Here is a 24,793-nt window from a genome sequence, read left to right as displayed (position 1 = left end):
GATGCGTGTCACCAGCCTTCTTGCCCATGGCATCGCGCTTGCCGCGCTGACCGTCGGCACGATCCTGCCCGCCGCCAGCGCCGGCGCCGCGCCCGCGGTGCACCACAACGGCACCGGCCGCGCCGCGCGCGTCGGCCCGCCGCCGCCCGGCGTCACCAAGCCCGCGGTCGAAAAGTGGCTGTCGATCGGCGAGGGCGAGCTCATCACCCTGCCCGCCAGCGTCGTCGACGTCTGGACGTCGAGCCCCGACGTCGCCGACGTCTATGTCGCCAACCCGCGCCAGATCCATCTGTTCGGCAAGGGCTTTGGCGAATCGACGCTGTTCGCCACCGACAAGGCCGGCCGCGTCGTCTATGCCGCGACGATCCGCGTGTCGCAGAACTCGACGTCGCTGGATCGCATGATGAAGGCGGCGATGCCGGAGGCCGACATCCATGTGACCCAGGTCGGGCAGATCGCGGTGATGAACGGCACCGTCGCCTCCCCCGACGACAGCGCTCAGGCGCAGCGGCTGGTGACCAGCGCGCTCAACCCCGGCGTCGACGCGACCCAGGCCAATGCGGTGCTCAAGGTGATGGTGGTCAACCGCCTGCGCACTGCCACGCCGCTGCAGGTCAACCTGCAGGTCAAGTTCGCGGAGGTCAGCCGCACCTTCCTGAAGAACATCGGCGCCAACATCCAGTCGGTCGACGGCACCGGCGGGTTCCAGTTCGGCGTCACCCGCGGGCGCGGGGCGGCGACGCAATTCATTCCCGGCGGGCCGCTGGGCGTCGGCTTCACGCAGGCGCCGCCGAACGGGTCGCAGGTAACCAAGGGGTCGGAAAACTCCACCTTCGCGCTGGCCGGCAAGCTGCTGGGCCTGGACCTGCTCGGCGCGATCGACGCGGGCGAGACGATGGGCCAGGTGACGACGCTCGCCAACCCGAACCTCACCGCGCTGTCCGGTGAGACCGGCACCTTCCTGGCGGGCGGCGAAATCCCGATCCCGCTGGCGCAGGCGCTGGGCACCACCTCGGTCGAGTACAAGCAGTTCGGCGTCAGCCTGGCCTATACGCCCACGGTGCTGTCGGACGGGCGCATCTCGCTGCGCGTGCGGCCGGAAGTGTCGCAGCTCGATTATGCCAATGCGATCACGATCAGCGGCGGGCGCGTGCCCGCGCTGACGACGCGGCGCGCCGAAACCACCGTCGAGCTGGGATCGGGGCAAAGCTTCATGATCGCCGGCCTGATGCAGAACATGCACAACAACAATTTCGACAAGACGCCGGGGCTGGGCAGCGTGCCGGTGCTGGGCGCGCTGTTCCGCTCGAATGCGTTCCAGCACAACGAAACCGAACTGGTGATCGTCATCACCCCGTATCTGGTGAAGCCGGTCAACGGCAACGACATCCGCCTGCCGACCGACGGCTATCGCGCGCCGGGCGATCTGGAACGCCTGATGCTGGGCAAGCTGGACGAAGGGCAGCGCGGCCTGCAGCGGCCCAAGCCCACGATGCAGGTCGCGCCCGCCGGCGCGGCACCCGCGATCGGCGCGGCGGGCGACGTGCCCGTCCTGCCCGTCCCGAACCTCGATGCGGGCACGCCGCCCGCCATCGACCGCAAGGCGGCGAAGCCGGCCGATCGTCGGCCCGCCGCGGCCGCGCCCGGCTTCTCGGTCAACTGAGCTGAAAGGGATCCCATCATGTTGAAGCGCCCGATCCTTTTCGTCGCCCTCGCCGGCACCGCGCTGCCCATGGCGGCATGCGGCCCGGTCAACCGCGGGGTCGAATCGGTCAACCAGCCGGTCGTCACGCGCACCGATTATGCGTTCGACGTGCAGACCGCCGGCGACGGCCTGTCGCCCGCCGAAACGCAGCGGCTGTACGGCTGGCTCGACGCGCTGCGGCTCGGCTATGGCGACAGCGTCGCGATCGACGATCCCAACGGCGCGGGCGCGCCCGCCCGCGCGGCGATCGCCTCCGCTGCCGCACGCTACGGCTTGCTGCTGTCGCCCGATGCGCCGGTCACCGGTGCCGCGGTCGCGCCGGGCACGGTCCGCGTCGTCGTCAGCCGCTCGCGCGCGTCGATGCCCAGCTGCAACGACCTGCGCCGCAACGTCGAGCCGGCGTTCCAGCAGGAAAACACCACCGATTACGGCTGCGCGGTCAACGGCAACCTTGCGGCGATGATCGCCAATCCCGCCGATCTGGTCCGCGGCAACGCCGGCAGCGGCGTGTACGATACGCAGATGGGCACGCGCGCGATCACCACGCTGCGCGCCGCGCAGCCGACCGGCGCGGGCGGCACGACGCTCAAGTCTGAATCGACGGGAGGAGGCAGCAAGTGAACGCACCCTGGAAACCGGGCGGCACGGGCACGCGCGCGCCGTTCCTCGCCTTCGCCTGCGACGACGCCTCGGTCGAGCTGCTGCGCCCGATCGCGTCCGAACTCGGCTGGCCGGCGGACAATGTCTACAAGGGCGGGCTGCGCAACGCGGTGCAGACGCTGTCGGTCACGTCCAGCCCGCAGGTGCTGTTCGTCGACCTGGCAGAATCAGGCGACCCGCTGGGCGACATCAACAGCCTGGCCGAGGTGTGCGAACCGGGGACGATCGTCATCGCCGCGGGGCAGGTCAACGACGTCCGCCTGTACCGCGATCTGGTCGCCAGCGGCATCCAGGACTATCTGCTCAAGCCGTTCAGCCCCGACATGGTGCGCGACGCCTTCGCCCAGGCGCAGGCGATCATCAGCGCGCCCAAGCTGGCCGACGTGTCGCTGGACCGCCCGCATTGCGCGGTGGCGGTGATCGGCACGCGCGGCGGTGCGGGCGCCTCCACCGTGGCGACCTCGCTCGGCTGGCTGCTCAGCGAAAAGGGCAAAAGGTCGACCGCGCTTCTCGACCTCGACGTCCATTTCGGCACCGATGCGCTGGCGATGGACCTGGAGCCGGGCCGCGGCCTGACCGACGCGATCGAGAACCCCAGCCGCATCGACGGGCTGTTCATCGAACGCGCGATGGTGCGCGCGTCGGAAAAGCTGTCGGTGCTGTCGGCCGAGGCGCCGATCAACACCCCGATCGTCACCGACGGCGCGGCCTTCTACCAGTTGCAGGAGGAGATGCGCGCCGCGTTCGAATGCACCGTCGTCGATCTGCCGCGGGGCATGCTGGTCCAGCACCCGCACCTGCTGTCGGACATCAACGCCGTCGTGCTGGTCACCGAACTGACGCTGGCGGCGGCGCGCGACACGATCCGGCTGCTGTCGTGGCTGCGCACCCATGCGCCGCAGGTACAGGTCACGGTGATGGCCAACCGCGTCCACGCCGGCCCGCAGCTGGAGATTTCGCGCAAGGATTTCGAGGGGTCGATCGAACGCAAGATCGACGTCATGGTCCCGTTCGACCAGAAACTGGCCGCGCAGGCCGCCAAGCTGGGCAAGCCGCTGGCCGAGGCCGGCAAGGGCAGCAAGACGGTCGCCCCGCTGGCCGAGGTCGCCGACCGGGTGATCGCGATGACCGACGACGGCGCGTTCGAGGGCGCCGGTGGCGGCACGGCCAAGGGCGCGTCACTGCTGTCGAAGTTCGCCGGCATGAAGGGGCTGGTGGGCAAGAAGGGCGCGAAGGCGAAGTGATGGCCCGCAAGGGAGCCTGGCGGCGATGACACCGATGATCTCCCTGCTGCTGCTCGCGCTCGGCGGGCTGCTGACGGTCGGGCTGGTCGTGCTCGCCTTCGCCGGGCCGTCCTCCGACAAGGCCGGCGCGCGCCGGCTGGTGGCTGTGCGCGAACGCCATATTGTGACGCAGGCCAGCGCGATGGAGGCGCAGATGCGCCGCATCACCGGACGCAGCGCGTCGCGCGCCGACCTGGCGGCGATGCGCTTCTTCCCCAAGCCCGCCGAGCTTCAGAAGCGGCTCGACATGACCGGCAAGAGCTGGACCGTCGGCCAATATGCCTCCGCGACGGTCGGACTGGCGGTGCTGGTGGCGGCGCTGCTATCGCTGCGCGGACTGCCGTTCCTGCTGGCGATGTTCCTGGGGATCGCACTAGGCGCGTTCATCCCGCACATGGTGGTGGGCAAGCTTATCAAGCGGCGCGTCGGCAAGTTCACTGCCAAGTTTCCCGACGCGATCGAGCTGCTGGTGCGCGGGCTCCGTTCCGGCCTGCCAATCTCGGAGACGATGCAGGTCGTCGCCGCCGAAGTGCCCGGCCCGGTGGGCGAGGAATTCCGGTCGGTGTCGGACAAGATGAAGATCGGCCGTTCGATGGACGTCGCGCTTCAGGAAACCGCCGACCGGCTGGGCACGCCCGAATTCCAGTTCTTCTGCATCACCATCGCGATCCAGCGCGAAACCGGCGGCAATTTGGCCGAAACGCTCCAGAATCTCGCCACGGTGCTGCGCCAGCGCGCGCAGATGAAGCTGAAGATCAAGGCGATGTCGTCCGAATCGAAGGCGTCGGCCTATATCATCGGGTCGCTGCCGTTCATCGTGTTCGGGCTGATCTACATGATCAACCCGCCCTATATGCTGGGCTTCTTCAGCGACATCCGCCTGATGGTGATCGGCGGCGGGGGCATGTGCTGGATGGCGCTCGGCGCGTTCATCATGTCCAAGATGATCAGTTTCGAGATCTGAGCCATGGAACCTGCCGCCCGCCCGATCCTGCTCGGCCTCGACGCCGTCACGCTGGCCACGCTGCTCTCCGCGGTCGCCGCCGCGGCGGTGTTCGTCGCGATCTTCGCCGCGGTCAGCGTGCGCGATCCGATGACGCGCCGGGTGAAGGCCCTCAACGACCGGCGTGAACAGCTGAAGGCGGGCATCACCGCCTCCACCAGCAAGCGCCGCGCGAAGCTGGTGCGCCAGAACGCCACCACCGACCGGCTGCGCCATTTCCTGTCGTCGCTACGCGTGCTCCAGGACGAACAGGTCAAGGCCGCGCAGCTCAAGCTGATGCAGGCCGGCATCCGCAAGAAGGAATGGGCGGTCGCGGTCATCTTCGGCCGGCTGATCCTGCCGATCGTGTTCGGCGGGCTGATGATCGTCTACGTCTATTTGCTCGATGCCTTTCCCGACTGGAGCGCCATCAAGCGCTATGCGCTGGTCGCGGTGACGCTGATCCTGTCGTACAAGGCGCCCGACCTGTACCTCACCAACCGCATCAACAAGCGCAGCGCGGAAATCCGCAAGGGGCTTCCCGACGCGCTCGACCTGCTGGTGATCTGCGCAGAGGCGGGGCTGACCGTCGACGCCGCCTTCCACCGCGTGTCGAAGGAGCTGGGCAAGGCCTATCCCGAACTGGGCGAGGAATTCGCGCTGACCGCGATCGAACTGGGCTTCCTGACCGACCGGCGCCAGGCGTTCGAAAATCTGGCCACGCGCGTCCATCTGGATGCGGTGAAGGGCGTCGTCACGACGATGATCCAGACCGAGAAATACGGCACCCCGCTGGCCAGCGCGCTGCGCGTGCTGTCGGCGGAATTCCGCAACGAACGCATGATGCGCGCCGAGGAAAAGGCCGCGCGCCTGCCCGCGATCATGACGGTGCCGCTGATCCTGTTCATCCTGCCGGTGCTGTTCGTCGTCATCCTTGGCCCGGCGGCCTGTTCGATCAACGACAGCTTCATCAACAACGGCCCGAAATAGGGCTGCGGGAACGCGCTTCCTCCCGTGTCGTTGTCACGGCGTAACAGGGAGGAAGCGATGCTGTTCACCACCCCCACGCAATATATCGCGCTGGCGATCGCGCTGGTCGCCGGCTGGCTGTTCGGGCTTGCCAGCCATCCGGGCGGCAAGAAGTGGAAGGCGCGCTACGCCGCCGAACGCGATGCCCATGCCGCCGCGACCAAGCGCATCGCCGAACTGGAGCGCGAGAATACGCGGCTGGTGAACGAGCGCCCGGTGGCGGTGGAGCGCCCCGTCGTCGAGGAACGGCCGGTGGTGGAGGAACGCATCGTTCGTGACGACCGCCCGCTCGCCCGCCCCGCCGCCGAACCGGCCTATCGCGACGACCGCACGATGATCTAGAGCGGTTTCCGACCGATCGAGGCATGGTTCGCCGCCCTCCTTTCCGGGAGAACGGAAGAAATTGGGGGGACGCATGTCCCCCCATTGTCGATCAGGCGGTGATGACGGGCCGATCGTAATTCTTGGCATAGGCGTTCTCCACGCCGGTCAGGATCTCGACGATGTCGAAATACCGATCCCAGAAAGCGGTTTCGCGCAGGTCCTCCACCAGCAACTGGTAGGAATGATGATCCCTTGCGTCCCACATCCAGATATCGGTGACGCGGGTCGAATAGAATTCCACGTCGAAGAAGCGCAGAACGACGTTGTCGGCGTGCTTCTTCAGGATGGGGGTGAATTCCGCGCCGAGAAGCTCGAACCGGCGGTCGACCGAAAATCCCAGCCATTCCGGTGACGTCTTCACCAGCATGAAGATCGTCAGCGCGGGGTCGAACGGAAGTGGTGTATTGCTCATCATGCGTCCTTGCATCCTTGTGTGGCGCGCATAAAATGCGAGCAAACACTCACAATTGGCTACTCGCATTCCTTCGATGGCGGACACCTCTAAGCAGCAGCGCCCCACGCCCCGGAAAGCACCGCGCCAGGCCCGGTCGGTCGAAACGGTGCGGGCGATCGTCGAGGCTGCGGCTCGCATTCTGGAGCAGGCCGGACTGGCGGGATTCACGACCAACGCCGTGGCGGAGCGCGCCGGCGTCAGCATCGGTTCGCTCTATCAATATTTCCCCGGGAAGGAGGCGCTGATCGGCGCGTTGATCGTGCGCGAGACGTCGCGGCTGATCGCCGACTGGGAAGCGGCGCTGGCAGCGACGAGCGGTCGGGATGCGCTGGCCGGGTTGGTCGCCGCAGCCGTCGCCCACCAGCTTCGCCGACCCGCGCTGGCACGGCTGCTAGACGTCGAGGAGGGACGATTGCCCTTCGACGCGGAAACACGGCACGTCACCTGTCGATTGGTGTCGATCCTGCGCGGCGTGCTGGAGCGTCCGGATATCCCCGTCCAGCCCGACCTCGATCTGGCGGCGGGTGACGTGCTGGCGATCATCAAGGGGATGGTGGATGCCGCTGGCGAGCGGGGGGAGCAGGATCGCGCGATGCTCTCGTCGCGGGTGTGCCGGGCCGTCTACGGCTATCTCGACAACACGAACTGACCCCCGGCGCGCCCCGGCCTGTACGATCGCGGGTCGCGATCCCGATCGGCCCCGTCCCGTCCGGAACGCCGCTCAACCGGCCGTCGCCACTCCGCAGGTCGACACCCGCCGCGCCTGGTCCACCAGCGCGAACCGCGCGCGGTCGTCGATCAGGATGCGGATCAGCGCGACGCCGTGCCCGCCGGGCACCAGCACCCCGGTATAGCCCGCCGGCACCGCCTGCCCCGGCGTCACCAGCGCGACGCGGATCGGCGCGTTGCCCGCCTCCACATTGTTGCGCACGAACGCCACGTCGGTGTTGGCGCCGAACACCGACAGCGACCAGTAGCGCGCCGGCACCGGGGCGACATCGACCAGGACCGGCGCCTTCGACGCATCGAACACGCAACTGGAATAGGCTAGGTCCGGGCTGGGCCGCACCACCGCGCGCGACGCCGCGGTCGCCAGCGGCGCGTGCGCGAAGCGGTTGACCCCGCCTAGCTTTTCCAGCCGCCGTTCCGCCGCCGCCATCAGCATCGTCGGCGCACGCCGCAGCGTCACGACATAGGCAAGCGCGGCAACCAGCAACCCCGCGACGATCGGCCAGCGCCAGTTGCGGATCATGCGCACGCCTCCTGCCGGATCGAGGGGAGTTGGTCGCGCGCCGGGCTGGTGCGTCCCGCATCGGCGGGCAGATAGGTGCGCAGCGTCAGTTCGAACCGGTCGAGCTTCGCGGTCGGCAGCCAGTGCCCCGGCTGCGGCGTCGGCGCGATCAGCACCGTCCACCGTCCCTGCTCCGCCTCCGGCAACGCGGCACTCCCGACCGAATAGGGGCCGTCGCCCACCAGATAGCCGGCGCGGTCATACAGCGTCAGGCTCCACCATCGCGCCGGCAACGTGCCCCCGGTCACGCGATACCGGCACCGCCCGTCCAGCGGGCGACCGGCATCGTCGGTGGCGGCGGTATAGTAACGCGCTTCACGCGCCGGCAGCGCGAGCAGCCCGCGCAGCGCGACGACCGCGCGGGTGCGCGCGCTCTGGTCCTGCGATCCGAAATCGGTGCCGGTGCGCCAGGCGCCGATCGCGGTGCCGGACCCCAATGTGCCTGCGCGCACGACCCAGGCGGCGTACAGGACGCCGACGATCAGCCCCAGCGCGACACAGACCAGATACCGCGCCCAGGGTTTCATCGTCACCGCTCCCGTCCGCTCAGCCCCTCGCCTTCAGCGCCGCCTGTGCGGCGGCCAGCCGTGCGATCGGCACACGGTAGGGCGAGGCGGAGACGTAATCCAGCCCCACGCTCTCGCAGAAGGCGATCGACGCCGGGTCGCCGCCATGTTCGCCGCAGATGCCCAGCTTAATCGCCGGCCGCGTCGCGCGCCCGCGCTCGGCCGCCAACGACACCAATTCGCCCACGCCCTCGACGTCCAGGCTGACGAACGGGTCCTTGGCGTAAATGCCCTTTTCGACATAGGCGCCCAGGAAGCGCGCGGCGTCGTCGCGGCTGACGCCCAGCGTCGTCTGCGTCAGGTCGTTGGTGCCGAACGAGAAGAATTCGCCCGTCTCGGCGATCTCGCCCGCCTTCAGCGCGGCGCGCGGCAGCTCGATCATCGTGCCGACCAGATAGTCGACCGTTCGCCCGCGCTCGCCGAACACCGCCTGCGCGGCGGCATCGACCACCGTCTTCATCAGATCCAGCTCACGCTTTGTCGCGACCAGCGGGATCATCACTTCGGGGATCGGTGCCTCCCCGCTCCTCTCGGCGACGTCGATCGCCGCCTCGAAGATCGCGCGCGCCTGCATCTCGTAGATTTCGGGATAGGTCACGCCCAGCCGGCAGCCGCGATGGCCCAGCATCGGGTTGAATTCGTGCAGCTCGGCGGCGCGGCGCTTGAGCTGCTCGACGCCGACGCCCGCCGCGCTCGCCACCTCGGCGAACTCGTTTTCCTCATGCGGCAGGAATTCGTGCAGCGGCGGGTCGAGCAGCCGGACGGTGACCGGCAGGCCGGCCATCACCTCGAAGATCGCGGTGAAATCGGCGCGCTGTTCGGGCAGCAGCTTTTCCAGCGCGACACGGCGCCCCGCCTCGTCCTCGGCCAGGATCATCTGGCGCACCGCGGTGATGCGCGCGCCGTCGAAGAACATATGCTCGGTGCGGCACAGCCCGACGCCCTCCGCGCCGAAATCGCGCGCGGTGCGGCAGTCGAGCGGGGTTTCGGCGTTGGCGCGCACCTTCAGCCGGCGCACGCCGTCGGCCCATTCCATCAGCGTGCCGAAATCGCCCGCCAGCTCGGGCTGGATCGTCGCGACCTCGCCCATCATCACCTCGCCGGTGCTGCCGTCGATCGTCAGCGTGTCGCCCTCGCGCACCTCGCGGCCCGAAACGCGCGCGATCTTCGCCCTGGCGTCGATCGCCAGCGTCCCCGCGCCCGACACGCACGGACGGCCCATGCCGCGCGCGACGACCGCGGCGTGGCTGGTCATGCCCCCGCGCGCGGTCAGGATGCCCTTGGCCGCGTGCATCCCGTGGATATCCTCCGGGCTGGTCTCGGTGCGCAGCAGGATCACCGCCTTGCCGTCCGCGGCCCAGCGTTCCGCGGTATCGGCGTCGAACACCGCCGCGCCGCTTGCCGCGCCGGGGCTGGCGGGCAGCCCCTTGGTCAGGACGTCGCGATGCGCATTGGGGTCCAGCGTCGGGTGGAGCAGCTGGTCCAGCGCCTGCGGCTCGACCCGCGCGATCGCCTCGTCACGGGTGATGAGGCCTTCGTTCGCCATGTCGACCGCGATCTTCAGCGCGGCCTTGGCGGTGCGCTTGCCCGACCGGGTCTGCAGCATCCACAGCTTGCCGCGCTCCACGGTGAACTCGATGTCCTGCATGTCGCGGTAATGCGTCTCGAGCCGGTCGAACACCGCCGCCAGCTCGGCATAGACCTCCGGCATCGCTTCTTCCATCGACGCGGGCCTGGCGCCGGCTTCCTCGCGCGCGGCCCTGGTCAGGTATTGCGGCGTGCGGATCCCCGCGACCACGTCCTCGCCCTGCGCGTTGATCAGGAATTCGCCGTAATAGGCGCGGTCGCCCTTCGACGGATCGCGGGTGAAGGCGACGCCGGTGGCGCTGGTGTCGCCCATGTTGCCGAACACCATCGCCTGCACGTTGACCGCGGTGCCCCAGTCGCCGGGAATGTCGTTCAGCCGGCGATAGACCTTGGCGCGTTCCGACTGCCACGAACCGAACACCGCGCCGACCGCGCCCCACAATTGGTCATGGACGTCCTGCGGGAACGGCTTGCCCCATTCCGCCGCGACCAGTTTCTTATACTCGGCCACCAGCGCGCGCAGATCGTCGGCCGACAATTCGGTGTCGAGCGTGAAGCCGCGATCTTCCTTGGCGACTTCCAGCGCTTCCTCGAACGCGCCATGGTCCAGTTCCAGCACCACGTCGGCGTACATCTGGATGAAGCGGCGATAGCTGTCCCAAGCGAAGCGCGCATCGCCGCTGGCCGCCGCCAGCCCCTCGACCGTGGCATCGTTCAGCCCCAGGTTGAGGACGGTGTCCATCATCCCGGGCATCGACACGCGCGCGCCGGAACGGACCGACACCAGCAGCGGATCGGCGGCATTGCCGAACGTCTTGCCGGTCACCTGCTCGATATGCGCGATACCGTTCGCGACCTCGGCCCGCAGCGAGTCGGGGAACTTCTCCCCCTCCTCGTAATAGCGGGTGCACATCGCGGTGGAGATGGTGAAGCCCGGCGGCACCGGCAGGTCAATCGAGGCCATTTCGGCCAGGTTCGCGCCCTTGCCGCCCAGCAGGTTCTTGTCGCCCTTGCCGCCGTCGGACACGCCGCCCCCGAAACGATAGACGTAGCGTGTATCCGTCGCTGCCTCAGCCGCCGTCGCCATGCTCTCGTCTCCTGTCCCTGTCCCGTGCCGATGCCGTTCGCATCCATGTCGTTGTTGCAACGCAACACACCGTTGCGCGCCGGAAAGCAATATGGATTCGCCTCGCCCCGCGACAGCAGGCCTTTCGCCAGCGGCGGACGCGCGCCTACCCCTCGATACGCGAGAAATCGGCGACGCCGTGCACCGCGTCGCGCACCCGCAGCAGCAACGCCAGCCGCGCCGCGCGCTTCGCCGGATCGGCATCGTTGACCGTCACCGCCTCGAAAAAGGCGTCGATCGGCGCGCGCAGCGTCGCCAGCGCGGCCATCGCCCCCGCGAAATCCTCGCGCGCGACCGCATCCGCGGCGGCGGGTTCGGCGGCGTCGAGCGCGGCAACCAGCGCCGCCTCGGCGGGTTCGCGATCATACGTCGCCCCGGCGGAAGCCGGGGCCTCGCGCGGCTCCTGCCCCGCTCCCTCGCCAGAGACCCCAGCCTTCGCTGGCGTGACGTCAGTGGTGACGCCTTCCTTCTTCAGGATGTTCGCCGCCCGCTTGTACCCGGCGAGCAGGTTCGCACCGTCATCGGTGCCGACGAACGCCTGCAACGCATGGACCCGCGCCAGCAGCCGAACCAGATCGTCTTCCCCACCCAGCGCGAACACCGCGTCGATCAGGTCATGACGAACGCCCGCCTCGCGCTGCTGGACCTTGAGGCGGTCGGCGAAGAAGTCGAGCAGGTCCGCCGGCACCGAGTAACGCACCCGGTTCTCAGTGATGAGCCGGATCACCCCGAGCGCGGACCGACGCAGCGCGAACGGATCCTTCGAGCCGGTCGGCGCCTGACCGATCGCGAAGAACTGTTGCAGGCTATCCAGCTTGTCCGCCAGCGACACCGCCACCGTCACCGGATCGGTCGGCACCTCGTCGCCCTGCCCGACCGGCCTGTAGTGATCGCGGATCGCGTTCGCGACCGCCGGGTCCTCGCCCTGCGCGGCGGCGTAATAGCCGCCCATCAGCCCCTGCAGTTCCGGGAATTCGCCGACCATGCCGGTGACCAGATCGGCCTTGCACAGTTCGGCCGCGCGACGCGCAAGTGCCGGGTCGCATCCCGGCACGACGCCCTCGCTCGTCAACCACTCGGCCAGCTTCGCGACGCGCTCCACCTTGTCGGCGACCGTCCCCAGCTTTTCGTGGAAGACGATCCGATCCAGCTTCTTCGCCTGCTCCTCCAGCGGCACCTTCAGGTCGGTGTCGTAGAAGAAGCGCGCATCGGAAAGCCGCGCCGCCAGCACCTTGCGGTTGCCCTCGACGATTTTCGCCCCGCCGTCGTCGGCATCGATATTCGCGGTGCAGACGAAGGCATTGGCCAGCTTCCCGTCAGCATCGCGGCACACGAAATACTTCTGGTTCACCCGCGCGGTCAGCTGGATCACCTCGGGCGGGACCGACAGATAATCGGGGTCGAAGCGGCCCAGCAGCGGCATCGGCCATTCGGTCAGCCCGGCATTCTCGGCCAGCAGCCCTTCGTCGCGCACCAGCGTCAGCCCCGCCTTGGCGGTGACCATCGCCGCGCCGGTCGCGATGATCGCCGCGCGCTCATCCTGGTCGACGATGACATGCGCGTCGCGCAGCGTCTCGACATAGTCTGCCGCCGACCGGATCGTCACCGCGTCCGGATGATGGAAACGGTGCCCCGCCGTCGTCGCGCCACTGGCGATCCCGGCGATCTCCACCGGCACCACCGCCTCGCCGAACAGCGCTACGATGCCCTGCAACGGCCGCACCCAGCGCAAGCTCTCGGTCGAAGCCGACGCCGCGCCCCAGCGCATCGACTTGGGCCAGGGAAAGGCGCGGATGACGACGGGGATCGCCTCGGCCAGCACCTCGGGCGTGGCGCGGCCGGGACGTTCGGTGACCGCGAACAGCACGCCGTCGCGCTCGACCAGTTGCTCGCGGGTCAGCCCGGTCTTGCGCAGGAAGCCTTCCAGCGCCTGCGGCGGGGCGCTCGCCTTCGGCCCCTTCACTTCCTCGCTCACCGCCTGGGTCGCGTCCGGCAGCCCGCGCAGGATCAACGCCAGCCGCCGCGGCGTGGCATAGGTGACCGTCTCCGACGCGCTCAGCCCGGCCTTCGCCAGTTCACCCGCGAACAGGCGCGCCAGATCCTCACGCGCCTTGGCCTGCATCCGGGCGGGGATCTCCTCGGAACGGAGTTCGAGCAGGAAGTCGGTCATGCGAAAATCGCCGTCTGGAAGGAGGGTTCACGCGAAGGCGCGAAGACGCGAAGACGCTTGGTTCGCGCCGAGACGCAGAGCCGCAGAGAGGCCGCGCCAGCGGCAAGTATTCCGCCACCGCCACGCTGCCGAACGTCAGTTGCTGCCGCACGATCGAACCGCAAGCGCCCCATCTCTGCGCCTCTGCGCCTCTGCGCGAAAAAATCGACGGCACCGTCGCGGCGTCGCGCGGACATCACGCCGCCCACCCGTTCTTCTCCATCTGTGCCGCGCACGCCGCCTTCGCCAGATCGCGCACGCGGCCGATATAGGCCTGCCGCTCGGCGACCGAGATCACGCCGCGCGCCTGCAACAGGTTGAACGTATGGCTGGCCTTGATCGCCTGTTCGTACGCCGCGATCGGCAGCTTCGCCGCCAGGCAATTCTCGCACTCGGCCGCCGCCTTGCGGAACGCGTCGAACAGCCGGTCGGTGTCTGCCACCTCGAAATTCCACGTCGACATCTGGCGCTCGTTCTCCAGGAACACGTCGCCGTACGAAACGCCCGCATCGTTGAACGCCAGGTCGTACACATTGTCGACGTTCTGGATGTACATCGCCAGCCGCTCCAGCCCGTAGGTCAGCTCGCCCGCAACCGGCTTCATGTCGAAACCGCCCATCTGCTGGAAATAGGTGAACTGCGTCACCTCCATCCCGTCGCACCACACTTCCCAGCCGAGGCCCCAGGCGCCCAGCGTCGGGCTTTCCCAATCGTCCTCGACAAAGCGGATGTCGTGGACGCGCATGTCCACCCCGATCGCCGCCAGCGACCCCAGGTACAGTTCCTGCAGGTTCGGCGGGCTGGGCTTCAGGATCACCTGATATTGGTAATAATGCTGCAGCCGGTTGGGGTTCTCGCCATAGCGGCCGTCGGTCGGGCGGCGGCACGGCTGGACATAGGCGGCGTTCCACGCGTCCGGCCCCAGCGCGCGCAACGTGGTCGCCGGGTGGAACGTCCCCGCCCCCATTTCCATGTCATAGGGTTGCAGGATCGCACATCCATGCTCCGACCAATATTGGTGGAGCCGCAGGATCATCGCCTGGAAGGACAGCGGGCGGGGGGCAGACGGGTCGCTCACGCGCGCAGCCTGTGGCGGAACCGCCCGACGGAATCAACTCGCCACCGCGTGACCCGCGTCGCTGTCGCCAACCTTGCATGACATTTTGTCAGGCACGCTTGACAAAGACGCGACTCGCTGACACTTTGTCACGGTCACCTGACATTCGGTCAGGCGATGCTGACAAGAGGCTTTGGATGTTGCAAGGAAGCGACATGAAGAATCGCCTCAAGGTGCTGCGTGCGGAACGCGACTGGAGCCAGGCCGAGCTGGCCGGGCGGCTGGACGTGTCGCGCCAGGCGGTGAACGCGATCGAAACGGGGAAATACGATCCCTCGCTGCCGCTCGCCTTCCGCATCGGCCGGCTGTTCGGCCTCACGATCGAGGAGATTTTCGATGACGGAGAAGGTGATGCGTGACCGGCCGCGCGGGCGCAACGCGGTGGCGCAGCTCGTGCTCGGCATCGTGCTGGGGCTGATGGTGATGGGGCACGATCCGCTGACCGTGCTGGAGCGCGCGATCGGCGATGGCGCGCCGTCCGCCTCGTGGCGCCTGCCGCATCTGGCTATCAACGTCGCGGTGGAATGGCGATGACCCCTGCCCCTATCGCTGCGGAAGCCGGCTGGGGCGAGGCGCGCATGCGCGACCGTCGCCGCCGCCGGGTGCGCCGCGCGGCAGCCATCATCGTCGCCGCGACCGTCAGCATGATCGCGCTGCCGTTCCTGGCCGGCGTGGCCGACGGGTTCCTCGGACGCCCCCACCGCGTCTCCGTCCCCGCGACGGAGGTGGTGGCGACCACGATCACTTTCGCAATCGTGGTGCTGGGTGCGGGCATCTGGGGCTGGCGCGAGGCGGACGAGGTCCAGCGACGCGACGCGCTATCGATGTGGGCAACGATCGGCGTCGTCGGCTTCATCGGTCATCCGCTGGCCGAGCAAATGGAACGGGCGATGGACAGCGGGTCGCTGGCGGACGCGCTGTGGTGGGTGTCGCTTGCCGCAGGGCTGGCGGTGTTCGCGTGGCGCAAGGCGCGGGGGTAATCGGGATGCCGCGGATCCATCGACCCGGCGGGCGACAGCGCGCCAATCACCGCCTGCTGGCGCTGTCGGGGCTGCTCGGCGGCGCGATCGGCCTGGGCATCGCGCTGGTGGCGACGCGCGGGGTGCCCGACGGGACACGCCCCGATCTCATGTCCGCGCCGCTGCCCTTGTGGTTCGCGGTCGTGCTCGCGTTCGCCTGGGGCGTGGTACTGCCGGTCATTTCGTGGCGCTGGCACCGCGTCGTCGACGAGCATGAACGCGAGGCGTATCGCGACGGCGCGGTCGCGGGTTTCTACGCCGTGGCGATCGGCGCGCCGATCTGGTGGACGTTCTGGCGCGCCGGAATGCTCCCGCCGGTCGACGCGACCGCGCTGTTCGCTGCGATGATCGCGGTCACCGGCATCGTCTGGCTATGGCGAAAGTATCGCTGACCCTGTTTCCACCACCCTGTTTCCTTCGTTAGGAACCTCCTCCATGAACCGCCTCATGAAGACCGCCACCACCGCCATTGCCCTGCTGCTGGCGCTCCCCGCCTGTGCGCAACAGGCGCGCGACTCGTCCCCCACCGACGCCGATCCCGCCTTGTGGGTGGTGAAGGACGCCGATACGACCATCTATCTGTTCGGCACCATCCACGTGCTGAAACCGGGTCTCAGCTGGTTCGACGAAGGCGTGAAGAAGGCGTTCGACGCCTCGCAGACGCTGGTGCTGGAGATGGTCGAACCCGACGCGGCCACCCAGCAGCGCGTCGTCATGGCCAAGGCGTTCGACCCCGCCGGCACCCCGCTGACCCAGGCGCTGCCCCCCAATTACCGTGGCGCCTTCGCCACCGCGATGGGCCAGGGCAACGTCCCCGCGGCGGCCTACGACAAGATGCGCCCGTGGTTCGCCGCGGTCACCCTGTCGCTGCTGCCGATCCAGAAGCTGGGCTACGATCCCGCCAACGGCCCCGAAGCCGTGCTGACCAAGGCGGCGCGCGCCGCCGGCAAGAAGGTCGAGGGGCTGGAAACGTTCGAGGGGCAGCTGGGCATCTTCGACGGCATCTCGCGCGACGGACAGCTCCAGCTGCTGGAAAGCACCCTCGACGAACTGCCAAAGGTGGAAACCACGTTCGAGACGATGGTGTCCGCTTGGGCGAAGGGCAACCCCGACGGCGTGGCCGCGGAAATGAACGAATCGCTCAAGGATTCGCCCGAGGTCGCCAAGACGCTGCTGACCGACCGCAACAAGCGCTGGGCGGCGTGGATCGCGGAGCGGATGAAGCAGCCGGGCACCGTCTTCATCGCGGTCGGCGCGGGGCATCTGGCGGGCGACCAGAGCGTGCAGGCGCAGCTGGGCGCGTACAAGCTGAATGCGGTGCGTGTGAACTACTGACGCGGCGCCCGGCCGACCTTGCGTTTCCGGCGCGTTGCCGCTAAGCGCGCCGGCTTCCCGCCATGGTCATCCCTGGAGGCGTGTCGGGAAACGTACTCACAAGTTTCGGAGCATATCGCATGAGCGACACCATCACGCTCGCAGCCGAGGCGCGTGACCGGGTTGGCAAGGGAGCCTCCCGTGCACTGCGTCGTGACGGCCGCGTCCCCGCCGTGATCTACGGCCAGAAGAAGGAACCGACCGCGATCCATCTCGAGGAGAAGGCGCTGGTCAAGGCACTGATGACCGGCCACTTCATGAACTCGGTCATCATGGTCGACGGTCAGCGCACGCTGGCCAAGGACGTGGCGTTCCACCCCGTCACCGATCGTCCGACGCACGTCGACTTCCTGCGCATCGCCGCGCACGAAACCGTCACCGTGCCGGTCCCGGTCGTGATCGTGGACGAGGAACTGTCGCCGGGCGTGAAGAAGGGCGCCGTGCTGTCGCTGGTCGCTACCGAACTGGAGCTGACCGTCGACGCCGCGGACATCCCGTCGGAAATCGTCGTGTCGGTGAAGGGCAAGGACGTGGGCGACACGATCCACATCGGCGACGTGCGCGTACCCAAGGGCGCGAAGCTGGTGATCGAGGATCCGGAATTCACCGTCGCCACGATCGTCGCCCCGTCGGCGATGCTCGCCGAGGCGCAGGAACAGGCCGCCGAGGAAGCCGCGCTGGCCGAAGCCGCGTCGGCCGAGGCTGCTGCCGAAGCCGCCGCCGAGGAAGAGGGCGAGGACAAGGGCGAGTAATCGCGCCGCCTTGCCGCCTACGGCAAGTCTTACGGGGGCAGGGCAGCGGCGACGCTCCCCTGCCCCCTTCGCTTTTTGCCCCCTTCGCCCTTTGAAGGAACGCGACATGCAATTGTGGGTCGGCCTGGGCAATCCGGGCGCGCAATATGCGATGAACCGGCACAATGTCGGCTTCATGGCGCTGGACGCCATCGCCGAGGTCCATGGCTTTGCCCCGCCCGCGAAGAAGTTCCAGGGCTGGTTGCAGGAAGGTCGGATCGGCGGCGACAGGGTGCTGCTGCTCAAGCCCGCCACCTTCATGAACGACAGCGGCCGGTCGGTGGGCGAGGCGATCCGCTTCTACAAGCTGGGCGTCGAGGCGCTGACCGTGTTCCACGACGAACTCGACCTGGCGCCGATGAAGGTGAAAGTGAAGCAGGGCGGCGGGACGGCCGGACATAACGGCCTGCGCTCGATCGACCAGCATCTCGGCCCCGATTTCCGGCGCGTGCGGATCGGCATCGGCCATCCGGGCCACAAGGACCGCGTGACCGGGCATGTGCTGGGCAATTACGCCAAGACGGAGATCGAGCCGCTGTCCGACCTGCTCGGCGCGGTCGCGGCGGAGGCGGACTGGCTGGCGAAGGGCGACGACACGCGCTTCATGAACGACGTCGCGCTGCGCCTGGGGTGATGCCGCGCCCGCCCTCCCCTTCCGCCGACAGGACCGCCCCGATGCCGACACGCCAGCTGTTCCCGACCCATTTTTACGAAGCGCCGATCGACTCCCCCGATCTGATCGCCGAGCTGGACGAATCGTGCCGCACGCTGGCGCAGGACGACGTCGCGGGGCGGCGCTGGTCGAAGGAGCACGGCTATCGCGGCTACACCAGCTATGCGTCGCTCGACGATCTGCCGCTGCGCGACCCCGTCTTCTCTGATCTGAAACGGCACCTCGACCGACATGTCGCCGCCTTCGCGCGCGATGCGGGAATGGAATTGGGCGGGCGCCGGCTGAAGCTGGACAGCCTGTGGGTCAACATCATGAAGCCGGGCGGCGCCCATTCGGGGCACATCCATCCGCACAGCGTCGTGTCGGGCACCTGCTACGTCGCGGTGCCGCCGGGGTCAGGCGCGCTCAAGCTGGAGGATCCGCGGCTGACGATGCTGATGGCCGCGCCGCCGCGCGCCGACACCTTCGTCTATGCGGAGCCGCAGCCCGGCACCGTCTTCCTTTGGGAAAGCTGGCTGCGACACGAAGTGATGCCCAACGCCGCGAAGGCGGACCGCATCAGCATCAGTTTCAATTACCGCTGGTAACCCGGCGCCACTGGCATTTCCGCCTTCGCGATACCATCTGGACGATCTCATGAACGCAACGAACATCCCCGCCGCACTGTCGAGCGCGCTAGAAGCGCGTGGCTATGCCGCGCTCACCCCCGTCCAGAGCGAGGTGACCGCCGACGAGGCGATCGGCCGCGACCTGCTGGTGTCGGCACAGACCGGCTCCGGCAAGACCGTCGCCTTCGGGCTGGCGATCGCCGGCCAGTTGCTGACAGACGACCAGCTGCCGCAGCCGGGCGCGCCGCTGGCGCTGGTAATCGCGCCGACACGCGAACTGGCGCTGCAGGTCGCCAAGGAGTTGACGTGGCTTTACGCCGATGCGCGGATCGCCACCTGCGTCGGCGGCATGGACCCCAGCCGCGAACGCCGCGCGCTGAACCACGGCGCCCACATCGTCGTCGGCACCCCCGGGCGCCTGCGCGACCATGTCGAGCGCGGCGCGCTGAACCTGTCGCAGATCCGCGCAGCGGTGCTGGACGAGGCGGACGAGATGCTCGACATGGGCTTCCGCGACGATCTGGAGGCGCTGCTCGACCAAACACCGGCGGAACGGCGCACATTGCTGTTCTCCGCCACCCTGCCCAAGACGATCGTCGCGCTGGCCCGCAAGTATCAGCGCGATGCGTTGCGCATCTCGACCGTCAGCGAACAGCGCGGGCATGGCGACATCACCTATCGCGCGGTCACCGTCTCCCCTTCGGAAATCGAGCATGCGGTCATCAACCTGCTGCGCTTCTACGAGGCGGAGACCGCGATCCTGTTCTGCGCGACGCGCGACAATGTCCGCCACCTGCACGCCGGGCTGGTCGAGCGTGGGTTCGCCGCGGTGGCGCTGTCGGGCGAGCATTCGCAGAATGAGCGTAACCACGCGCTCCAGGCGCTGCGCGACCGCCGTGCGCGGGTGTGCGTAGCGACCGACGTGGCCGCGCGCGGCATCGACCTGCCGACGCTGAGCCTGGTCGTCCATGTCGAACTGCCGCGCGATGCCGAGGTGTTGCAGCACCGTTCGGGCCGCACCGGACGCGCCGGCAAGAAGGGGACGGCGGTGCTGTTGGTCCCCTACCCGCGCCGTCGCCGTGTCGAGATGATGCTGCGCGGCGCGCGTATCGCCGCCGAATGGGGCGAGGTGCCGACCGCAGAGGCGATCCGCGCGAAGGACCGCGAGCGACTGCTCGAACGTCTGCTCGCCCCGGTCGAGGTGGACGAGGACGATCAGGCGCTCGCCGCCGAATTGCTGGCGCAGCGATCGGCGGAGGAGATCGCCGCCGCCTTCGTCGCGGCGCAGCGCGCCAGCCTGCCCGCGCCCGAGGAACTGTCCGACCGCGCGCCGGAGGATCGGCAGAAGGCGCACCGCCCCGGCTTCGACGATGTCGTGTGGTTCCGCATGAACGTCGGCCGGCGGCAGAATGCCGATCCGCGCTGGGTGCTGCCGCTGCTGTGCCGCCGCGGCCATGTGACCAAGGCGGAGATCGGGGCGATCCGCATCGGCGCGATGGAAACGCAGTTTCAGGTGCCCAGCGCGCTCGCCGGCCGCTTCGCGGCCGCGGTACGCGCCAGCGCCAATGCTGATGGCGAGGACGAAAGCGGCGTGCGGATCGAGCCGATGCAGGGCGCGCCGGCGCCAATGCGCGGCGGTCCGGGCGGCGCCGGCGGCCCGCCGCAGCGGCGCTATCAGGCGCAACGCACCCCGCGCCCGCGGCGCTGACGCGACGATCATGACCGGGACGCGGCGAACCGAACGGATCGTCGCGTGGGCGCTGGTGCTGGCGCTTCATTCCGCGGCCTGCTGGTGGCTGCTCGCGCCGGATGAGGCGGTGCCCGGGGCGACGCCGGGGGCTTCGCTGGCCACGTTCGACATTCCGCCGCCCGCGCCCGCTCCCCCGCCCCCGCTCCCGGCGGCGGACGATGCGGGCCGTTCATCCGTCCGGGCGCCGGCCCGGACCGCGAATCCCACCCCGCTCGCCGCGCCGCCGGTCATTATCGTCCCGCCATCCGTTCCGCTGCTGGCCGCTCCGGTCGCAGGCAGCGGAATTGGCGCGCAGGCCGACGGCGCCGCGACCAGCGATGGGAACGGCAGCGGCGCGGAAGGCGCCGGCGCGGGCGCGGGCGCGGGCGCTGCCGGGACACCCGCCCGACTGATTCGCGGGGTGATCCGCGCCCGCGACTATCCCGCCGCCGAACGCCGCGCGCGGATCGACGGGGTGGTGACGGTGCGCTTCACCGTTACGCTGGATGGCCGCGCGATCGCCTGTCGCACGATGCGGTCCAGCGGCAACGCGGCGCTCGATGCGACGACATGTCGACTGATCGAGCAGCGGTTCGGCTACGCCCCCGCCCGCGACGCGAATGGTGCGCCCCACGCCGAGGAGCGCGGCTGGGAGCAACGTTGGTGGATCGACGCGGCCGCCGACGGCGCCATCAACGGCGACGCCCCGCCGCCCGGACCGTGACGGCCGGACGACGGGGCGCCGCGCAGGGTCGGCGGAGTACCCGCGCCTTACAGGCCGACGACGCCGCCGTCGTTCTTGGTGATGACCACCGTGGCCGCCCGCGGACGACCGGTGCCGGTGCCGGTCGCCTGGCTCTGCGGCCAGTTGGAGGTGATGTTGGCGAAGTTGCCGTCCTCACCCGGGTGCTGGACGTTGACGAAGATCGTGCGGCCGTCGGCGGTCGAGGTGATGCCGGTGATCTCGCACTCCTTCGGGCCGACCAGGAAGCGCTTCAGCTTCGCACCCGGCGCCGCGCCGACGCGGGTCGTCGTGGTGGCGGTGCCGCCGAAGCTGGTCGTGACGCTCTTGGTCGTGCCGTCACCGACGCGGCCGGGCATGCCGATCAGCATCATGCAGTTGGTCACGTCGGTGTAGGCGCCGTCGTCGGTCTGTACGAACAGCAGCGGCGACGCCTGGCCGGCCGCGTTGGTGGGCAGGCCGAACCACAGGCCATCGGGCGACGAGAAATCGTTGGTGTCGTCCAGCCCCGACAGGTTGATGTTGTCGGCATTGGCGTTGGCGCGCGCACCGAAGGCGTAGACGTCCCAGGTGAAGGTCAGCGATTCGGTCGAGTCGTTGGCCTCGCGCAGGCGTACGACATGCCCGTTGGCGTTGCCGCTGTTGGTGCCGCCGTCGGTGCGGGTGTCGACATAGGCGCGCGGGTTGGCCGCATCGACCGCGCGGGTGCTGCTGCTCGACGCCACGCCGCGGCGGTTCGAGTTATTGGTCAGCGTGCAGTACATCTCGCCATTGACCGGGTTCACCGCGGTCCATTCCGGGCGATCCATCGGGGTGGCACCCAGAATGTCCGCCGCGATGCGGGCGTTGATGAGCACGTCGGCCTGGCTGGCGAACGGATAGGACGCGCTCCCCGTCAGCCCGTTCTGGCCGAACACCAGCGGCAGCCAGGTACCCGTGCCGTCGGCGTTGAACTTCGCGACATACAGCGTGCCGGTGTCGAGATACTTGTCACCGGTCGCCAGCCGGTTCGACGCGGTGGCGTCCGCCGCCGACCAGGCAGTGGCCGATACGAACTTGTAGATATATTCGTTGCGGCCGTCGTCGCCCATGTAGAACGCCGGCTTCACGCCCGCAATCATGCGGCCCGCCATCACGCCTTCGTGCGCCATGCGGCCCAGCGCGGTACGCTTGCGCGGGGTCGAGCTGGGATCATAGGGATCGATCTCGACCACCCAGCCGAAGGTGAACGGCTCGTTGCGGAAATCGGCGGTGCCGTCCGCGGCATTGGCGGCGACTGCCGAGGCGTTCCAGCGCGAGAAGATCGTGCTGCTCGCATCCGCTGCGGCCACCGTTTCCCAGCCGTAGCGGCTGGCGGTGCCGACGCCGTAGCGCGACATCGACGTCACCTGCTTGGCATTTCCCGCCGCGGTCCGCACCGCCGCGTCGGTCGACGACCGCGCGAAATAGCCCGCCCAGTTTTCCTCGCAGGTGGCGTAGGTGCCCCACGGCATCGCGCCGTTCGCGCAATTGTTGATCGTGCCGCGACCGGTGGTGCCGTCCGCCGAATAGCGCGTGCGCAGCTGCGCGTCGCCGCGCGCCGGGCCGCTGAACGTCACCGGCGTGTTCGGCGTCACGCGGCGGTTGAGCGCGCTCGCCGCGACATAGCTCCACGCACCGGTGTTGCCCGCGCGGGTCACCTCGACCACCGAAACGCCATGCGCCTCGATCTCCTTGACCACCTCGGCCTCCGGGCGGCGCTGCACGCCCGCCGAGTCCGCCACGGTCGTCGGCGCGCCGACGTGCATATACTGCGGGTTGATATATTCGTGGTTGATCGCCAGCAGGCCGCGTGTGCTGTTGCTCGCGTCCGGGGTGTTGCCGCTGGCAGCCAGCCCGAAATAGCTCATGCCGTCATGGTTGTCGCCGGCGCGCTGCGCGTAATTGGTGTCCGACCCGTTGTTGGCGAACGCCGAAACGCCCGAGGCGATCGGGTCGCCCGCGCGGTACAGCACGGTGGCGGTATAGCCGGTCGGGACGGTCACGATGTCGTTCTTGTTCTTGGCGACCGCGGTGAACGCCAGCGTCGCCGGGCTGACGACGACGGTCGAACGCTCGCTGCTCGACCCGCTCGGGCCGGAGGCGGTGAACTGCAGGACGATGTTGGTCGTGCTGGCGACGTTGGGGGTCACGAAGCTGACCGAGGTGCCGCTGACGGTCAGCGCGACGGTCGGCCCGCTCACCTGCGTCCAGGTGCTCGACGTCGCGTTGCTGCTGGCGCTGGAGCTCAGCGTGACGACCCGGCCACCCTGCGCCTGGACGGTGGTGCCGTCCGCCACGGTGATGACGGAATTGCGCCCGTCGTCATCGTCGCTGCACCCGGTCAACAGCGTGGCGCCGAACGCGGCGGTGGTCATCGCGCTCATCCCGCCCATCATCTGGCGACGCGAGTAACGCTGCTCGACCAGCTCACCCAGCGTGGTGGTGGTCGACGGGTTGGCATCGACGTTGCCGTCGTAATCGTTGCCGATGATAAGGTCAGTCACGGTAGTCCCCCGGTGCGATGCGGTGTACCGGCCGTACTTGGCCGCGGTAAAAGGCATGGCGATGAAGCTACCGCGACACGAAAACGACAGATCGGCGTCAGAACGGTGACACGCGCACGGGGCTTGACGCGCGGCGCGGTTCGGCTATGACGCCGCCCGCGTGCCCCGGCCGGATGGCCTGGGCGCACCGTCCGAGACAGCGGGTGGCATCCCCGGATGCCTTAATCTCCCGCCGAGGCGGGGACAGGATTGATCGCGCCAGTCGTGCCGCTTTCCCATGGAAGCCGCACGTGCGGCCCGTCGCCCGTTAGCGGGCATCCCATTCCCCATCGCTGGACAATGCCGCCGGCCGCATTTGCGGATGGCGGTTCGTACCCGGAAGGGTCCGTTCGCGCGGCCCCTTCCCAACGTGGAGAATGGCATGGATCGTAGTCAGAAGACCGCGGCCGTCGCCGAACTGAACCGCACCTTTTCCGAGGTTGCCGTGGTGGTCGTCACCCGCAACCTCGGCATGACGGTGGCGCAGTCGACCGACTTGCGCAACCGGATGCGGGCAGCCGGCGCGACCTACAAGGTCTCGAAGAACAAGCTTGCCAGGATCGCACTCGACGGCACCGATTACGGTTCGCTCAGCGACATGCTGACCGGCCCGGTCGGCCTGGCTTCCTCGACCGATCCGGTCGCGGCGGCCAAGATCGTCGTCGAATTCGCCAAGACGACCGACAAGTTCGAGATCGTCGGCGGTGCGATGGGCACGACCCCGCTGGACGTGGCGGGCGTGCAGGCACTGGCCACGCTGCCGTCGCTGGACGAGCTGCGTGCGAAGATCGTCGGCCTGATCGTGGCACCCGCCACGAAGCTGGCGACCATCACCCAGGCCCCGGCCGCGCAGATCGCGCGCGTGCTGGCAGCTTATTCGGAGAAGGAAGCCGCCTGATT

Annotated in this window: 25 protein-coding genes; 18 read left to right on the top strand and 7 right to left on the bottom strand. The window is 68.8% G+C overall.

The annotated features are described in order from the left end of the window. The first annotated feature begins 1 nt into the window (after position 1). The 6 genes from COA17_RS01760 to COA17_RS19815 are packed head-to-tail and all read left to right on the top strand — an operon-like array spanning position 2 to position 6,001. Positions 2-1,663, top strand: a complete 1,662-nt coding sequence (locus COA17_RS01760) for a type II and III secretion system protein family protein (RefSeq protein ID WP_066485356.1) — start codon at positions 2-4, stop codon at positions 1,661-1,663. 18 nt (positions 1,664-1,681) lie between these two features. Continuing rightward, complete coding sequence (locus COA17_RS01755) at positions 1,682-2,326, top strand: CpaD family pilus assembly lipoprotein (RefSeq protein ID WP_066485355.1); 645 nt, start codon at positions 1,682-1,684, stop codon at positions 2,324-2,326. Further along, complete coding sequence (locus COA17_RS01750) at positions 2,323-3,609, top strand: P-loop NTPase family protein (RefSeq protein WP_096609801.1); 1,287 nt, start codon at positions 2,323-2,325, stop codon at positions 3,607-3,609. The genes COA17_RS01755 and COA17_RS01750 overlap by 4 nt, the downstream gene beginning before the upstream one ends. A gap of 34 nt (positions 3,610-3,643) precedes the next feature. Further along, positions 3,644-4,612: a type II secretion system F family protein gene (locus tag COA17_RS01745; RefSeq protein WP_096609799.1), complete on the top strand. Its 969-nt coding sequence runs from the start codon at positions 3,644-3,646 to the stop codon at positions 4,610-4,612. A 3-nt stretch (positions 4,613-4,615) separates the two neighbouring features. Further along, positions 4,616-5,620, top strand: a complete 1,005-nt coding sequence (locus COA17_RS01740; protein ID WP_066485346.1) for a type II secretion system F family protein — start codon at positions 4,616-4,618, stop codon at positions 5,618-5,620. 57 nt (positions 5,621-5,677) lie between these two features. After that, complete coding sequence (locus COA17_RS19815) at positions 5,678-6,001, top strand: hypothetical protein (protein WP_066485345.1); 324 nt, start codon at positions 5,678-5,680, stop codon at positions 5,999-6,001. Positions 6,002-6,092: 91 nt separating this feature from the next. Here the strand turns inward: COA17_RS19815 and COA17_RS01730 are convergent, their stop codons facing one another. After that, on the bottom strand, positions 6,093-6,455 hold the full coding sequence (locus COA17_RS01730; protein WP_066485390.1) for a darcynin family protein: 363 nt from the start codon (positions 6,453-6,455) through the stop codon (positions 6,093-6,095). Between the two features lie 148 nt (positions 6,456-6,603). Here COA17_RS01730 and COA17_RS01725 point away from each other — a divergent pair, with 148 nt between their 5' ends. Beyond that, a complete protein-coding gene (locus COA17_RS01725) occupies positions 6,604-7,146 on the top strand; it encodes a TetR/AcrR family transcriptional regulator (protein ID WP_245857347.1) in 543 nt (180 codons plus the stop codon). A gap of 72 nt (positions 7,147-7,218) precedes the next feature. On the opposite strand, the gene COA17_RS01720 is transcribed toward COA17_RS01725, so the two are convergent. From COA17_RS01720 to COA17_RS01700, 5 genes are all read right to left on the bottom strand, one after another. Next, the gene (locus COA17_RS01720) at positions 7,219-7,749 is read right to left on the bottom strand and encodes a DUF1254 domain-containing protein (protein WP_096609795.1); all 531 of its coding nucleotides are present in this window, start codon (positions 7,747-7,749) and stop codon (positions 7,219-7,221) included. Beyond that, positions 7,746-8,315, bottom strand: coding sequence for a DUF1214 domain-containing protein (locus COA17_RS01715; protein WP_096609793.1), 570 nt, complete (start codon positions 8,313-8,315; stop codon positions 7,746-7,748). Before COA17_RS01715 ends, COA17_RS01720 begins: the two co-directional genes overlap by 4 nt. 19 nt (positions 8,316-8,334) lie before the next feature. Next, entirely contained in the window at positions 8,335-11,028 is a 2,694-nt protein-coding gene (gene ppdK, locus COA17_RS01710; RefSeq protein WP_096609791.1) for a pyruvate, phosphate dikinase, read from the bottom strand. A gap of 145 nt (positions 11,029-11,173) precedes the next feature. Next, positions 11,174-13,237: a glycine--tRNA ligase subunit beta gene (gene glyS, locus COA17_RS01705; protein ID WP_096609789.1), complete on the bottom strand. Its 2,064-nt coding sequence runs from the start codon at positions 13,235-13,237 to the stop codon at positions 11,174-11,176. 235 nt (positions 13,238-13,472) lie between these two features. Next, on the bottom strand, positions 13,473-14,312 hold the full coding sequence (locus COA17_RS01700; protein WP_096610699.1) for a glycine--tRNA ligase subunit alpha: 840 nt from the start codon (positions 14,310-14,312) through the stop codon (positions 13,473-13,475). 236 nt (positions 14,313-14,548) lie between these two features. Here COA17_RS01700 and COA17_RS01695 point away from each other — a divergent pair, with 236 nt between their 5' ends. The 10 genes from COA17_RS01695 to COA17_RS01650 all read left to right on the top strand — a co-directional run bounded on the left by COA17_RS01695 (position 14,549) and on the right by COA17_RS01650 (position 21,311). Further along, positions 14,549-14,752 (top strand): helix-turn-helix transcriptional regulator, encoded by a 204-nt coding sequence (locus COA17_RS01695; RefSeq protein WP_066485333.1) that lies wholly within the window; start codon positions 14,549-14,551, stop codon positions 14,750-14,752. After that, positions 14,745-14,927 (top strand): hypothetical protein, encoded by a 183-nt coding sequence (locus tag COA17_RS01690; protein WP_066485332.1) that lies wholly within the window; start codon positions 14,745-14,747, stop codon positions 14,925-14,927. The genes COA17_RS01695 and COA17_RS01690 overlap by 8 nt, the downstream gene beginning before the upstream one ends. Next, a complete protein-coding gene (locus tag COA17_RS01685) occupies positions 14,924-15,373 on the top strand; it encodes a hypothetical protein (RefSeq protein ID WP_141396999.1) in 450 nt (149 codons plus the stop codon). Before COA17_RS01690 ends, COA17_RS01685 begins: the two co-directional genes overlap by 4 nt. A gap of 5 nt (positions 15,374-15,378) precedes the next feature. Beyond that, a complete protein-coding gene (locus COA17_RS01680; protein ID WP_096609785.1) occupies positions 15,379-15,804 on the top strand; it encodes a hypothetical protein in 426 nt (141 codons plus the stop codon). 43 nt (positions 15,805-15,847) lie between these two features. After that, positions 15,848-16,747 carry a TraB/GumN family protein gene (locus COA17_RS01675; RefSeq protein ID WP_066485326.1) on the top strand — a complete coding sequence of 300 codons (900 nt, stop codon included), beginning with the start codon at positions 15,848-15,850 and terminating at the stop codon, positions 16,745-16,747. Between the two features lie 119 nt (positions 16,748-16,866). Beyond that, positions 16,867-17,538 (top strand): 50S ribosomal protein L25/general stress protein Ctc, encoded by a 672-nt coding sequence (locus COA17_RS01670; protein WP_066485324.1) that lies wholly within the window; start codon positions 16,867-16,869, stop codon positions 17,536-17,538. Positions 17,539-17,644: 106 nt separating this feature from the next. Then, positions 17,645-18,211, top strand: a complete 567-nt coding sequence (gene pth, locus COA17_RS01665) for an aminoacyl-tRNA hydrolase (protein ID WP_066485379.1) — start codon at positions 17,645-17,647, stop codon at positions 18,209-18,211. Between the two features lie 41 nt (positions 18,212-18,252). After that, entirely contained in the window at positions 18,253-18,837 is a 585-nt protein-coding gene (locus COA17_RS01660) for a TIGR02466 family protein (protein ID WP_096609783.1), read from the top strand. A gap of 49 nt (positions 18,838-18,886) precedes the next feature. Beyond that, complete coding sequence (locus COA17_RS01655; RefSeq protein ID WP_096609781.1) at positions 18,887-20,566, top strand: DEAD/DEAH box helicase; 1,680 nt, start codon at positions 18,887-18,889, stop codon at positions 20,564-20,566. A gap of 10 nt (positions 20,567-20,576) precedes the next feature. Continuing rightward, positions 20,577-21,311 (top strand): TonB family protein, encoded by a 735-nt coding sequence (locus tag COA17_RS01650; protein WP_096609779.1) that lies wholly within the window; start codon positions 20,577-20,579, stop codon positions 21,309-21,311. Positions 21,312-21,358: 47 nt separating this feature from the next. Here the strand turns inward: COA17_RS01650 and COA17_RS01645 are convergent, their stop codons facing one another. Next, positions 21,359-23,854 (bottom strand): alkaline phosphatase PhoX, encoded by a 2,496-nt coding sequence (locus COA17_RS01645; RefSeq protein ID WP_245857345.1) that lies wholly within the window; start codon positions 23,852-23,854, stop codon positions 21,359-21,361. Between the two features lie 421 nt (positions 23,855-24,275). Between COA17_RS01645 and rplJ the strand changes: the two genes are divergently transcribed. Beyond that, on the top strand, positions 24,276-24,791 hold the full coding sequence (rplJ, locus tag COA17_RS01640) for a 50S ribosomal protein L10 (RefSeq protein ID WP_066712004.1): 516 nt from the start codon (positions 24,276-24,278) through the stop codon (positions 24,789-24,791). The last annotated feature ends 2 nt before the right edge of the window (positions 24,792-24,793 follow it).

Origin of the sequence: Sphingomonas ginsenosidimutans (genome assembly GCF_002374835.1) — a bacterium.
GTDB lineage: Bacteria > Pseudomonadota > Alphaproteobacteria > Sphingomonadales > Sphingomonadaceae > Sphingomonas > Sphingomonas ginsenosidimutans.
The sequence above is the reverse complement of the archived record's forward strand: the minus strand, read 5'-3'. Positions and strand labels throughout refer to the sequence as shown.